This window comes from Bacillus sp. FSL W7-1085, from assembly GCF_038595035.1.
Lineage (GTDB): Bacteria > Bacillota > Bacilli > Bacillales > Bacillaceae > Bacillus > Bacillus altitudinis.
On sequence record NZ_CP152000.1, the window covers coordinates 2,977,376 to 2,990,256 of the forward strand.

14 protein-coding genes and 1 pseudogene are annotated in these 12,881 nt (G+C 42.8%); 3 read left to right on the forward strand and 12 right to left on the reverse strand.

The features are described from left to right. Positions 1-23: 23 nt before the first annotated feature. The gene (locus MKY11_RS15580; RefSeq protein ID WP_008346816.1) at positions 24-254 is read right to left on the reverse strand and encodes a hypothetical protein; all 231 of its coding nucleotides are present in this window, start codon (positions 252-254) and stop codon (positions 24-26) included. A gap of 100 nt (positions 255-354) precedes the next feature. Next, a complete protein-coding gene (locus tag MKY11_RS15585; RefSeq protein WP_008346819.1) occupies positions 355-684 on the reverse strand; it encodes a YuzD family protein in 330 nt (109 codons plus the stop codon). A gap of 121 nt (positions 685-805) precedes the next feature. On the opposite strand from MKY11_RS15585, the pseudogene MKY11_RS15590 reads away from it, so the two are divergent. After that, positions 806-1,105 (forward strand): annotated as a pseudogene (locus MKY11_RS15590) (NifU family protein). A 232-nt stretch (positions 1,106-1,337) separates the two neighbouring features. On the opposite strand, the gene MKY11_RS15595 reads toward MKY11_RS15590, so the two are convergent. The 6 genes from MKY11_RS15595 to yutH form a co-directional block, all read right to left on the reverse strand. Continuing rightward, entirely contained in the window at positions 1,338-3,308 is a 1,971-nt protein-coding gene (locus MKY11_RS15595) for a S9 family peptidase (protein ID WP_342501582.1), read from the reverse strand. Positions 3,309-3,411: 103 nt separating this feature from the next. Then, positions 3,412-4,344 carry a homoserine kinase gene (gene thrB / locus MKY11_RS15600; RefSeq protein ID WP_148943997.1) on the reverse strand — a complete coding sequence of 311 codons (933 nt, stop codon included), beginning with the start codon at positions 4,342-4,344 and terminating at the stop codon, positions 3,412-3,414. Continuing rightward, positions 4,341-5,402: a threonine synthase gene (gene thrC, locus MKY11_RS15605; protein ID WP_048002236.1), complete on the reverse strand. Its 1,062-nt coding sequence runs from the start codon at positions 5,400-5,402 to the stop codon at positions 4,341-4,343. The genes thrB and thrC overlap by 4 nt, the downstream gene beginning before the upstream one ends. Then, entirely contained in the window at positions 5,402-6,703 is a 1,302-nt protein-coding gene (locus MKY11_RS15610; RefSeq protein WP_024719752.1) for a homoserine dehydrogenase, read from the reverse strand. The genes thrC and MKY11_RS15610 overlap by 1 nt, the downstream gene beginning before the upstream one ends. Before the next feature lie 222 nt (positions 6,704-6,925). Beyond that, the gene (locus MKY11_RS15615) at positions 6,926-7,894 is read right to left on the reverse strand and encodes a D-glycerate dehydrogenase (RefSeq protein ID WP_017367983.1); all 969 of its coding nucleotides are present in this window, start codon (positions 7,892-7,894) and stop codon (positions 6,926-6,928) included. Positions 7,895-7,968: 74 nt separating this feature from the next. Continuing rightward, positions 7,969-9,009, reverse strand: coding sequence for a spore coat putative kinase YutH (gene yutH, locus MKY11_RS15620; protein WP_100324813.1), 1,041 nt, complete (start codon positions 9,007-9,009; stop codon positions 7,969-7,971). Between the two features lie 113 nt (positions 9,010-9,122). Here yutH and MKY11_RS15625 point away from each other — a divergent pair, with 113 nt between their 5' ends. Next, on the forward strand, positions 9,123-9,623 hold the full coding sequence (locus MKY11_RS15625) for a phosphatidylglycerophosphatase A (RefSeq protein WP_024719755.1): 501 nt from the start codon (positions 9,123-9,125) through the stop codon (positions 9,621-9,623). A 42-nt stretch (positions 9,624-9,665) separates the two neighbouring features. On the opposite strand, the gene MKY11_RS15630 is transcribed toward MKY11_RS15625, so the two are convergent. From MKY11_RS15630 to MKY11_RS15640, 3 genes are read right to left on the reverse strand one after another with little or no spacing between them, the layout of a single operon-like run. Then, positions 9,666-10,436, reverse strand: a complete 771-nt coding sequence (locus MKY11_RS15630) for a TIGR01457 family HAD-type hydrolase (RefSeq protein WP_041091846.1) — start codon at positions 10,434-10,436, stop codon at positions 9,666-9,668. 21 nt (positions 10,437-10,457) lie between these two features. Then, the gene (locus MKY11_RS15635) at positions 10,458-10,892 is read right to left on the reverse strand and encodes a DUF86 domain-containing protein (RefSeq protein WP_024719757.1); all 435 of its coding nucleotides are present in this window, start codon (positions 10,890-10,892) and stop codon (positions 10,458-10,460) included. 18 nt (positions 10,893-10,910) lie between these two features. Then, a complete protein-coding gene (locus tag MKY11_RS15640; protein WP_008346837.1) occupies positions 10,911-11,186 on the reverse strand; it encodes a YutD-like domain-containing protein in 276 nt (91 codons plus the stop codon). A 120-nt stretch (positions 11,187-11,306) separates the two neighbouring features. Between MKY11_RS15640 and MKY11_RS15645 the strand changes: the two genes are divergently transcribed. Continuing rightward, positions 11,307-11,942 carry a YhcN/YlaJ family sporulation lipoprotein gene (locus MKY11_RS15645; RefSeq protein WP_007500413.1) on the forward strand — a complete coding sequence of 212 codons (636 nt, stop codon included), beginning with the start codon at positions 11,307-11,309 and terminating at the stop codon, positions 11,940-11,942. Between the two features lie 39 nt (positions 11,943-11,981). Here the strand turns inward: MKY11_RS15645 and lipA are convergent, their stop codons facing one another. Next, on the reverse strand, positions 11,982-12,878 hold the full coding sequence (gene lipA / locus MKY11_RS15650) for a lipoyl synthase (RefSeq protein ID WP_008360456.1): 897 nt from the start codon (positions 12,876-12,878) through the stop codon (positions 11,982-11,984). Between the last annotated feature and the right edge of the window lie 3 nt (positions 12,879-12,881).

Consider the following 12,881-nt stretch of genomic DNA (forward strand, 5'->3'; position numbering starts at 1 on the left):
TCCTTCTAATGAAGGAGCTTTTATTATGAAACGGCATGTGCCGATGGATGGTTCACTTTGATAGGAGCAAGCGCAAGGATGCAGTCTTTACGAAACGTTCTGATCGTCTTCTTCGATAAACAATACGCTTGTATGAACTGTTCAGTTTGACGATGTACAATGATTTTTCGTTTCGAGCACTCTCCATTTTTCTTCATATAAATCATATCAATCGGTATTTGTTGATGAAGAGATTGTTTTAGTAAATAATTCATGATGCTCACGCTCCTTTCATCTCATTATATACGAACAAACGTTCTAAATCAACCTAAAAAGGAACGTTTGTTCGATTTATTTTTCTAAAAAAAGAACAGCTCATTCACTGCTCTCTTCGTACCCGTATTTCTCCATTTCTTGATAAATATCTTTTAATTTCGGATTGCCCTCTCCTACAATTTGATCCTCAACAAGGACAAGCGGATAAAAGAATTCATCATCAAGAATTCGTTCAGATAATTCTTTTTGGCGTTCGTTTTCAGGCGGGTGCTCAATATCGATATATGTGATGCGAAACGGCTGATTTGGATATTTTCGTTTTAATGCTGCATCTAGCCACTCAAATGTATCTTTTGAAGAAGGCAGATTCACGCAACTAGCGCACAGGACATCTCTTCCATATACATAAAGGTCAACGGTTTTGTTCATTTGACAAGCCCCCCATTCTTTCTTTATTTTAGCTGAATTTTCTGTATGAAAAAAGTCAAAATCACTTTTTGTTTCAAGATGAGATTGTGCTATAATGAGAAGGAAACTTTGAAACCAATCAATAGATTTTTATCGTCCAGATGAATATAATGGTGATATGTTGTGAAAGGAGCGATTATATCTAATGACTGAAGTCGAAATGAAAGACCAAGTACAGGAAGTACTGGACAAACTTCGTCCATTTCTATTACGTGATGGTGGAGACTGTGAGCTTGTAGACATTGAAGATGGCATTGTGAAATTACGCCTTCTTGGTGCATGCGGCAGCTGCCCAAGTTCAACCATTACATTGAAAGCCGGTATTGAGCGCGCATTATTAGAAGAAGTACCTGGCGTTGTAGAAGTTGAACAGGTTTTCTAATTCATATATGACATGAAAACGGCCCTTACTGGGCCGTTTTTTAATTGTTGACAAAGGGCTAATTTTAGCCCTTTGTCTTGTTTTCAGTGTGATAGAAAACCTTTGCAGTCTAGGAAGGACGAGTACTGGCGCGGAGCGAATTTGACATTCGTGAGCACCGGAACGCAGGACTGACACCGAATGCGAGGGTTTGTCTACACGCTGAAACGACCCAATCAGGGCCGTTTTTTAATTAGGATAACTTCTCTCTAAACCATTCTTGAATAAAGGTCAGTCTTTGAATACGCTGCCCAGGGTGGCCGCTTCTCGATAAATCATGAGAAGCCTTCGGGAATTTGACTAATCTCGTGTCTTTTCCAAGCTCCTTTAATGCCACAAAAAGCTGTTCTCCTTGATCGACTGGACAGCGGTAGTCTTCATCACTGTGCAGGATGAGAAGCGGTGTATTCACCTGTTTTACATACTTTAGCGGCGAACGATCCCATAGCTTATCAACAGAGTCATAAATATCCCCATCAATCTGCCATTTTGTAAAGAAATAACCGATATCACTGATGCCATAAAAGCTAATCCAGTTCGAAATGGAACGCTGTGTAACAGCTGCACGGAAACGGTCTGTCTGTCCGACAATCCAGTTGGTCATAAAACCGCCATAGCTGCCGCCTGTTACGCCAAGCCTTGTTTCATCAAGGAAGTCATAAGCTTCGAGCACATGATCAACAGCCAGCATGACATCCTCATAATCAACGTCACCATAGCTGCCTCTTACACGGTCCGTAAACATCTGTCCGTACCCATGACTGCCATGAGGATTGATGTACACAATCGCATACCCTTCAGCGGCGAGCATTTGAAATTCATGAAAATACGTATGACCGTACATCGCATGCGGCCCTCCATGAATTTCTAAGATTAGTGGATATGTCTTCCCCTCTTCCATCTGAGCAGGCTTCATCAACCAGCCATGTACAACGTCTCCTTCTTTTGACTGGAAAGAAATTGGTTCAGGTTCGGATATGACATGTTCCTTTAGAAAGTCATCATGCTCAAACGTGATTTGCTTGAGTGAGGATTCCCCTAAAGTCAGCTCATACAGCTCACTAGGCGAGACAGGTGAAAGACGGCTGATCAGTATTTTTGATTCGTCTGGATGAAGACTGAAATTCGTCACATGTTCTGCCTCTAAACGAACGGGATAGGCTAAGCCTTCAATAGAGAAATAATAAATTCCGGTACTCCCTTGATCAGAAACAAGCGCATAAAACCCCTGACTATCCTTTGTCCATTGTGGAAGCTGATTGGCCTCACCCATAACACTATCCCCTGCCATACAGTTTCCTACATACATATCGAGCATTTCTGACAATTGAACGGTCTTTTTCTCCTTCAGATCATGCAGCCACAATGACAGGAAGGTCGCATTTTCAAATTCACGTTCGTGTCCAATGTACAAAAGGCTTTCTCCATTTGGAGAAAATGATACAGTCGTGTAAGCGCCTGTTGATTGGGTGATTTTCTTGGATGTACCGTCCTCTAAGGAAAGGAGACAGATATCACTTATGTAAAACGTCTGAGGATTTGATTGAATATACGCAAGCCACTTCCCGCAAGGAGAGATGACATGATTCACATGATGATGAGACTCACTCGTAACCATCTCTACCTCGCCGGAACGGACATCGATTTTTACAATTTGCGTCAGACGCCCGTCTAAAAAGCCTCTGCCATCTGCTTTATAAGTCAAATCATCATATACGGCCGGAGCAAAGTCATCGCACTCTTCCTTTTTTTCATCATGAACAGATTCATCCTGTTTTAATGAGACCGCTGCATAAATGAACGCTCCATCCGGTGAAAATACAGGATGAGAGACGCCGTAAGGAATATTCGTTAAGGTACGAATTCCGCCGCCATCGCTCTGAATGAGTGCGAGCTGGGGGACTTCCTTTGGCTTCTGCAAAATAAACGCAAGCTGCTTTCCGTCTTTTGACCATGTTGGTTGATGATGCTTTCCATCATCAAATGTCCATCGAGACAGCTCCCCTGTCTCTTCATCTCGAACCCATAAATGAATATTGTAATCATCCTTTTTTTCATTCACCGTTACTTTTGTAAAAACAGCCTTTTTTCCATCTGGTGAATAAACTGGATGAGAAACAGACACGATTTGTGTTAAATCCTCTGCTGTTATCAATTTCTTCATCAATTGATCTCCTCCTTTTATGTATCAAAAATAGTTCGCTTCTCTAAATAATAATCCCTGCTTTTGTTATGAAAAACAAGGATAAAAAAAAGAACGTGCGTCTTCACAGCACGTTCTTTACTTGATTCACAGAATGATGCTCGACGACAACACCTTCTACCGGCACCGTCAGTACATCCACTTCACAATGCGGGAAATTTTGAGCAAGCTGCTTTTTCAGCGCTTCTCCCTTCCCTTTTTCCACTAAGGTCAAAATAGTCGGCCCAGCACCGCTTAATGCCGTTCCATACGCGCCTTTTAATGAAGCAACGTGCTCCACCTTGGACAGCTCTGGGACAAGCATCGTGCGGTATGGCTGATGAAATAAATCTTTATTCATCATTTCCCCTACAAGCGGCCAGTTCTGCGTCATTAAGGCGGCGACAAGGACGTTACTCACTGCACTCGCACTCACTGCCTGTTTATAGGAAAAATCCTCTGGCAGGACATCACGGGCATCCTTTGTGAGCACTTCATAAAAAGGAATCACGACGACGACATCTACATCCACATGCTGCACTTTAACGGCATGTGTCTTGTCTTCTTCATGAAGACCGATGAGTAAACCACCGAATAAAGAGGCACCCGCATTATCTGGATGACCTTCTACCTCACTTGCAAAAAAGAGCTTCTGATCATCGGTCATCTTTAATTCAAGCAACTGATTGGCGAGCTCAATAGCGGCGACAATGGCAGCAGCGCTGCTGCCCAGCCCCCTTGCTAATGGAATATCACTCCACACTTTGACATGAACAGGCGGGAGTGTTTTTCCAAAGTCATCTGCGACCTTTTTAGCTGTTTGGTAGATCAGGTTATCGGTGCCTGATGGAATACCAGACACGACATCTGTTTCTGCTTCAAACAGCCAGCTATCATGGTCATAGACCGATAGCTTTAAATAGCGGCTGAGCGCCATTCCGACTGAGTCAAAGCCTGGTCCTAAGTTGGCAGTGCTTCCCGGTACTGTGATTGAAAAAAGCATGGAGGCGTTACTCATACGCGTGCGGCCTTTTCTAAATGTTCCAGAATTTGATCTTCATCTGCATCCAGCGTGACCGGTTTGATGTGTGAAATATCAATCGCCGTATTCGGATCTTTTAATCCGTTTCCTGTCAGTACAGCGACGACTTTACTGCCTGGCTTAATTTCTCCAGATTTCACTTGTTTGAGTACACCTGCAATTGATGCACAAGAGCCTGGCTCTGCAAACACACCTTCTTCACGTGCGATCAATTGATAGGCATGAAGAATTTCTTCATCTGTCACTTCATCAATTTTCCCGTTTGATTCATCTGCCGCTGCTACAGCTTGCTTCCAGCTTGCAGGGTTTCCGATGCGAATGGCTGTTGCGACTGTTTCTGGCTGCTCAATGACTTCATTTCTAACGATGGCTGCAGCTCCTTCTGCTTCAAAACCACGCATGACTGGCAGTCCCGTGCCTTTTTTCTCATGATATTCTTTGAAGCCTTTCCAGTACGCTGTAATATTCCCCGCATTTCCAACAGGAATCGCCAGTACGTCCGGTGCGGAGCCTAGCTGCTCACAGATTTCAAATGCCGCTGTTTTTTGTCCTTCAATTCGGTATGGATTGACGGAGTTAACAAGTGCAATCGGTGCTTTTTCACAGATGCTGCGGACAATTTTCAGCGCATCATCAAAGTTGCCGTCAATGGCAATGATCTCTGCTCCGTACATGACAGCCTGCGCCAGCTTACCGAAGGCAATTTTTCCATCTGGAATGATGACAATACATTTCATATCAGCGCGCGCCGCATAAGCTGCTGCTGCTGCAGACGTATTCCCTGTCGATGCACACATGATCGTATCATTGCCTTCTTCTTTTGCCTTTGCGACGGCCATGACCATCCCGCGATCCTTAAAAGAACCTGTAGGGTTGACGCCTTCTGTTTTCACATGAAGTTCAATCCCAAGCTTTTCAGATAGCTTTGCGAGATGAATCAGCGGTGTGTTTCCTTCATTTAATGTTAGTTTAGGTGTGTGTTCGTTTACTGGTAAAAATTCTTGAAATTCTTCAATGAGTCCATTCCACTTCATCAGCTTAAACCGTTCCCTTCTACTCGGTACGTGCTCTTCACTTGAACCACCACGTCGAGATCGTTTAATGTTTGCAGGATATTTGAGAAATCTTCTTCTGATGTCTGATGTGTAATAATCACAATTTCAGCAAGCTCATCATGCCCTTTGACAGGAAGCTGAAGGATCTTTTCAAAGCTGATGCCTCTTTCAGAAAAAATCGATGTAATGCGGGAGAAAGCTCCGACTTGATCTCTCACATGTATTCTTAAAAATTGCTGAGCAAATACTTCGGATGATGATTTGATTTTCTTCTCAAATTGCGGTGCAATAAATCCACTGCCATTCACACCAAGACGCATGTTTTTCATAACAGCGACTAAATCTGAGACTACAGCTGTTGCCGTTGGCAGACTGCCTGCTCCAGGTCCGTAAAACATCGTTTCTCCGACAGCACTTCCGTAAACATAGACAGCATTAAATTCATTGTTGACGGAAGATAACGGGTGATGATCAGGAAGTAAAGTTGGCTGTACGCTGACCTCCACTTTCTCTCCGTCTCTTTGGGCAATTCCAATCAGCTTCATTGTATAGCCAAAACGTTTACTGAAATTAATGTCCTCGTCCGAGATGTCAGAGATGCCTTTCACTTTCACATCCTCTAAGTCTACATTCATGGAAAAGCCGAGTCTTGCCAGGATGGCCATCTTTCTTGCCGCATCTAGCCCTTCTACGTCCGCCGTCGGATCTGCTTCTGCAAAGCCAAGATCCTGTGCTTCTTTTAATACATCTTCATACGCACTTTTATCGACATTCATTTTTGTTAAAATAAAGTTCGTTGTCCCGTTCACGATTCCCATCATTTTTGTGATGCGGTCAGAGGCTAAACCTTCCTCTAGTGTACGCAAAATCGGAATCCCACCTGCGACACTCGCTTCATAGTAAAGGTCACAGCCGTTTTCTTTTGCTACATGTAAAAGCTCTGTGCCGTATAGCGCCATTAAATCCTTATTGGCTGTAATGACATGCTTCTTCTCATTTAGTGCATCTATTAAATATTGTTTTGTCTCTTCAATGCCGCCCATCACTTCAATAATGACGTCGATCTCTGGATCTCGAATCACATCGTATACTTCAGTTGTGAAGACCTCTCTTGCCACATCCACATCTCTTTTTTTATCGGGATTGCTCACAAGCACTTTTTGTATTAATACCGGACAGCCGATCTGGTGCATTAATTTATCCTGATGATCTTGAATAATCTTAACGACACCGCTCCCCACTGTTCCTAATCCTAGTAGTCCAACTCGAATTGCCTTCACCTGAAATTCCACCTTTCTCCGTAAATGTCCTCTCTAAAAAGACATTTGTTAACCTAACACAGACATTCAATGTACACACATTATAAAGGGGTATCCTCATTTTGACAAGGTAATAAAATAAGAGAATATGAGAATGAAACCGCTTAACAGCTATTTATATCAAGATTCTATATTTTCAAAATATTTTTGTGAGAAAAGCTCCCGAAGCCGGGAAGCTTGAGATTACGCCTGAACTGGCGTTTTGGCTTGCTGATCTTGCAGGACAAGCGCAATATTTTCAGCACATAAATGCATCATGTTTTTTCTCGTTTCAACACTTGCACTTCCGATATGAGGAAGCACTGTCACATTTGGTAATGTCGTTAACGGGTGATCTGGGCTGACTGGCTCCTTGCTAAATACATCCAGACCTGCTCCTGCAATTTTTCCTGTCGTGACAGCATCATATAAAGCATCTTCGTCTACCGTCTGCCCTCTGGAAACGTTGATGAAGTAAGCCGTGTTCTTCATCTGCTCAAATGCTTTCTTATTAAACATTTCTTTCGTTTCAGGCGTTAAAGGTGTCAAACAAACGATGAAATCAGACTGCGTAAGCAGCTCATCAAATGCGGCATAGGTCACACCTAGCTGCGCTTCTGCTTCTGGCTTTCTTGAACGATTATGATAAAGAACATTCATATCAAAACCTTTTGCCCGCTTGGCCAGTGCGGTTCCAATACTGCCCATTCCGACAATCCCTAACGTTTTATGATGCACATCAGCACCGGCTAGAAGAAGCGGTCCCCAGCCTGTCCAGTTCCCATCCTTAATCCAATCACTCGCTTCGACAATTCGTCTTGCTGACGCCATCAAAAGCGCAAAGGCTAAATCAGCCGTCGATTCTGTTAAGACGTCCGGTGTATGACATACCGTGATCCCGTGCTTTTTAGCTGCCTTTAGATCAATATTGTCATAGCCGACCGCGAGATTCGCGACCACTTTTAGATTTGGAGCATTTGATAAAAGTGCCTCATCTACTTGATCTGACAGCATCGTGAGCAGCCCATCTGCTTGAGCCGCTTGTTTTTCTAACTCTTCTCTTGGACACGGCTCATCCTCGCTCGTCCACATATCAATATGAGCGACTTCTTTTAATGGTGTAAGTGTTGTTTCATCAAGCTTTCTTGTGATATAGACATAAGGTTTCGTCAAGAAGAACACTCCTTTGGTAGATTTCTTTAAGCATAACGAAAAACGCCTCAAGAGAAAAGAGACGTTTCGTCTGTTCACTGAAACTTCAAATCAGCGGATTGATGAATCCATCCAACAGGAGGAATGAGATGCCCACCGCTGCGCATAGCACTCAATTCTTGAAACACCTTGAGAAAATATTCGTAGCGGTTCGCATCATTTAAAACGTAATCTAATCGTTCTTCATAATAAGATTTTTCATTTTCTCCTGACATATAATAACCTTCGACAATTTCAAAATAATGAAGCGGAAACAGAAGACGGCTGTATAAAAGTCGCTTTGAAAATGATGAAAGAGGCGTAACCTGCTCATATTGCTGCAAAAAGGAAAATCCCTCTTCAATTAAATCCTCCTTATGCTGGACAAAGGTTTCTCTTAAATATTCTGCGATGTCCCTTGTTGGATGATCAAATACCCAATCTACAGGTAAACGAAGCGGCTGCTCATGTGGCCAGGTCATACGTGAAAAGCGCTGATGACAAACAGTTCCTGAATCACATTCTTTTGGTTCATCATCAAGCTCTGTATCCACTAAATATTGAATGGCATTTTCCGTTAATCCGAGATAATACGGAAAGGATTCAATAAATTTCTTTTCAAATCGTTCAAGTGGTTTTTGATGCATTTGCTGCATCCAAAAGCCTTCCAGCTGGTCTAACCGTTTTGCCCATAATTCCTTCCAAGCTCCGACACGTTTTGTTTCAGACACCTCATAAGGAAACCCTCTCCCCCTGACATGAAAGGCCGCCAGCTCTGATGCGTGCTGAAATGAGCGGCTTGTAACCCGCGGTGCTGCCTTCAATAGAGCGTACAGTTCTTTTCCATGGGTAAAAGTCGGTTTCTCTTCGTTTGTTAATTCAAACACGGCAACGTATGGGTCACCGTCATTCAGTAAATACTGACTGATATGATAAAGCTCTGTGAGTTCTTCTTCTCGCAAATGAGACACGGGAACAATGATGAAGAGAGCTTCCGCCGTTTGAAAGCTCTGATAACTGCCATATGGCATAAATTGACGCACATCAATACCAAATGTGTGATAAATGGTTTCTTTCATGATTTCACCTGCGTTCATAAAATCAGTCTCTTATCATATCGTAGTCGCAGGTTGAGGGATTTATGAATACTATTTACTATCCGAAGCTTTTTCACACGTTGTGGACAAATTACGAGGATTGGGTGAGGAACATGCCGCATCATCATGAGATGAACGAAGTAGAAAAAACAGCAAGACGCCGTTTACAAGAACGAGGCGTAACCATTCAAGATATAGCAGACCTTGTCTTCTTTTTACAGGAAAAATATCATCCTGGCTTAGACATGACAGAGTGCATCCACAATGTGGAACGTGTCATCGCAAAACGTGAAGTCCAAAATGCCATCTTAACAGGCGTTGAACTAGATGTTCTCGCTGAGCAAAAAAAGCTGACAGAACCGCTGCAATCCATTCTTGAAACAGATGAAAGTTTATATGGTGTGGATGAAATTTTATCCTTTGCCATCGTTAATATTTATGGCTCCATCGGCTTTACGAATTACGGATATATCGACAAAGAAAAACCAGGGATTCTTGGAAAACTCAACGATAAATCCTCAGGCGAATGCCACACCTTTTTAGATGACATTGTCGGTGCTATTGCTGCGGCAGCATCAAGCAGACTTGCACATAGTGCGAGAAATGCAGAATAAAACACAAAAGAGGACGTGCGTCTGACGCTTGTCCTCTTTTCATTAAGATAATCGTTCAATCCACTCAGATAATGAATCAATGACATAGGTTGGCTGTTTGTCATATTTCTGAAGCAGCTCTTTTGTCGTGACGCCTGTATGGACAAGCAGTGTATCCATCCCTGCATTCATCCCTGCCATAATATCGGTATCATAGTTATCGCCCACCATGAGCGTCTCTGACACATCTGTCCCGAGCACCCGCATGGCCTGTTCCATAATGATAGACTCTGGCTTCCCGATAAATGTTGGCTCCACTGTTGTCGTAACCGTCAGCACAGATGTTAACGATCCATTTCCAGGTAACAGCCCTCTTTCTGTCGGAATGGCAATATCTCCATTTGTTGAAACAAATTGTGCGCCTTGACGGATCGCAATGGCTCCTACCGCTAGTTTTTCATATGTAATACCGCGGTCTATTCCAACGACAACGAAATCAGCGTCTTCTTGACCAAACGACAAGCCTTTTTCTTCGATGGCCTGCTGAATTCCTTCTTCTCCGATCACATACACCGAGGCATCTTTCTTTTGTTCTGCGATATAGTTTGCCGTCGCCATACTTGTTGTAAAGACTTGTTCTTCCGTTGCTGGAATATCGAATGAAACCAGTTTCTCTGCTACTTGCTTCGGTGTGCGTGAAGAGTTATTCGTGACAAACAAATAAGGGATGTTCAACTCATTTAACTTGTGAACAAATTGCCCCGCCTCTTCGATCTTTTCTGTTCCTTTATACATCGTCCCGTCTAAATCAATTAAATAGCCTTTGTATTTCATGCTGCTTACAACTCCAATGGTTTATTTAAACGCTGATACTGGTCCAAGCTCCTGCTCCAAGTAAGTGCGAATTCGATTCGGGAAGACTTGCAGCGCCTGTTCTACCTCACTGATGACCTGCAACAAATCGTGATGAACCACTTCTTGGTATTGCTGAACAAGTGTTTTACGGCACGAGACCAGTTTTTTCAGGTGAGTGCCTTCTTCTGTTGGTACAACTTTTTCGTCCACAAGAATATCCATGATGTCGTCATAGCTTCCTGGGTCCCGCATGATAAAGCCGTCAATCATATCATTTCCTGTATCAAGAATACATTCGACGAGCAAATGAACAATTCGTTCCAGCGCTTTTTTTTCTAAAGGACTTGACCATGTTTGATGGCTGCGCATCAAATCATATTGCTCCTCAAAAAAACGTAATGTCTCTTCAATCTTCTTTCTGTCTACGAAATACATCATGACGCCCCCTTTGCGTTATTTTCTAATCCGCTTTAAGACAAAATAGGCACAGCCAAAATTACAGTATTCATAAATGTATTCATCGAGTGTACTGATTTTTGTATCGAATGTGGCCTTTTGGTTTTGGTCATCAAAGAACCCCTTCAGCCTAAGCTGGTTATAGCCCCAATCCCCCACAATATAATCATACTTATTTAAAATATCTGAGTACCTTGCTTTAAACGCTTCCTCATCAAAGCCGTCTTTGATTTCTCTGACAAGATCAAAGGTAGCATTCTGAATGACGATCATCTTCTCACCTCTTTTTAAACGATCCACCTTTAATGATAATTCATTGGAACAACTCCATCAATTGCTAAAGCATGTTTTTTCCGATTTAGCCGAAGCTAAAGAAAAAAGGAGGTCACATTTATGATGAAACAACTGACAGCCACTATTCTCCTATGCATGCTTTTAGGCGGGTGCGGCTTTCAATCAGGCATGAACCGGCAAGTGGATGAAGATTCTTCCAGCAAGACAATTCGCCTGTCTGATCGTCATGAAGGAAATAATTCCAACATGCCAGAAGCAGATACGAATCGAGCAGGCTATGTTCGTTATCAGCGCCAGCAAGTAACCGATCAGAAGGAAAGAACCCCTGCTTTAAATCGTGAGCATCTTGCCCACGTGATTACAAGTTTAGCCATTCAGCTGCCAAATATAAAGGATGCAGCAACACTTGTCACAGACGAGGATGCCCTCATTGTGTATCGAACAGGCAACAAAAACCGAGATGAATCAGCCGATCAAGTGAAAAAAACAGCGGTTTCTGTTCTCCCTCGTTATTATCATGTGTACGTCTCTGATAACCCAGAGCACTTTCAATCCATTGCCAATTTTTCACGTCTTCAAACCAATTCACGTGATTTTGATCAAATTTTAACGAAAACGATTCAACAAATGAAATACTCTCCTCAAGGCGGAGATATTTCAACGAAAGAAGATGCCAATGGCATGACGAATTCCGATCGGACCATGAGACGAAACGCACCTTACGGCCAAAATTAATACGAGAAAAAACGCCAGAGAGCTCTGGCGTTTTCTTTGTTATGCTTGCGCCTGACGCTTCTTAGACGCTTCGTTTACTTGTTCGTCTGCATGATAAGAAGAACGGACAAGCGGTCCAGCTTCACAGTGGCTAAAGCCTTTTGACATGGCAATTTCCTTCAGCTCTGCAAACTCATCTGGATGGTAGTATTTTTGCACTTTCAAATGCTTTTTCGAAGGTTGTAAATACTGACCAATTGCCATGATGTCAACGTTATTGGCAAGAAGATCATCCATGACTTCAATGATTTCTTCCTTCGTTTCACCAAGTCCAATCATAATGCTTGATTTCGTTGGAATGTCAGGCTGCATTTCTTTTGCACGACGCAAGAATTCCAATGAACGATCGTATGTAGCCCGTGCACGAACTCTTGGTGTTAATCTGCGTACTGTTTCAATATTGTGATTTAAAATATCAGGGCGTGTATCCATTAACGTTTTCAAATTATCATAATTGCCACCCATGTCTGAAGGGAGAACTTCAATTGTTGTGAATGGACTTTTTCTTCTAATGGCACGAACAGTTTCAGCAAATACGCCTGCTCCGCCATCTTTTTGGTCATCCCTTGCAACCGCTGTTATAACAGCGTGCTTTAAATTCATCAAAGCCACTGAATCTGCCACGCGTTCTGGCTCTTGCAAGTCTAACTCAGTAGGAAGTCCGGTTTTCACCGCACAGAAACGGCATGCGCGCGTACAAACAGATCCGAGGATCATAAATGTAGCGGTTCTTCTTACTGCCCAGCATTCGTGAATATTCGGACATTTCGCTTCCTCACAAACGGTATGCAGGTTGTTTTCCCGCATCATTTTTTTCAAACCGGTATAGTTTTCATTCGTATTCAGCTTAATTTTAAGCCAGTCCGGTTTTCTTACGTGCTCTTCCTTCTTTGCCAATTC

Excerpts from the sequence above, each read along its gene's own strand:
- MKY11_RS15580 (WP_008346816.1), bottom strand. The coding sequence starts at position 254 with ATGAATTATTTACTAAAACAATCTCTTCATCAACAAATACCGATTGAT.
- MKY11_RS15585 (WP_008346819.1), bottom strand. The coding sequence starts at position 684 with ATGAACAAAACCGTTGACCTTTATGTATATGGAAGAGATGTCCTGTGC.
- MKY11_RS15595 (WP_342501582.1), bottom strand. The coding sequence starts at position 3,308 with ATGAAGAAATTGATAACAGCAGAGGATTTAACACAAATCGTGTCTGTT.
- thrB (WP_148943997.1), bottom strand. The coding sequence starts at position 4,344 with ATGAGTAACGCCTCCATGCTTTTTTCAATCACAGTACCGGGAAGCACT.
- thrC (WP_048002236.1), bottom strand. The coding sequence starts at position 5,402 with ATGAAGTGGAATGGACTCATTGAAGAATTTCAAGAATTTTTACCAGTA.
- yutH (WP_100324813.1), bottom strand. The coding sequence starts at position 9,009 with ATGAACGCAGGTGAAATCATGAAAGAAACCATTTATCACACATTTGGT.
- MKY11_RS15625 (WP_024719755.1), top strand. The coding sequence starts at position 9,123 with ATGCCGCATCATCATGAGATGAACGAAGTAGAAAAAACAGCAAGACGC.
- MKY11_RS15630 (WP_041091846.1), bottom strand. The coding sequence starts at position 10,436 with ATGAAATACAAAGGCTATTTAATTGATTTAGACGGGACGATGTATAAA.
- MKY11_RS15635 (WP_024719757.1), bottom strand. The coding sequence starts at position 10,892 with ATGTATTTCGTAGACAGAAAGAAGATTGAAGAGACATTACGTTTTTTT.
- MKY11_RS15640 (WP_008346837.1), bottom strand. The coding sequence starts at position 11,186 with ATGATCGTCATTCAGAATGCTACCTTTGATCTTGTCAGAGAAATCAAA.
- MKY11_RS15645 (WP_007500413.1), top strand. The coding sequence starts at position 11,307 with ATGATGAAACAACTGACAGCCACTATTCTCCTATGCATGCTTTTAGGC.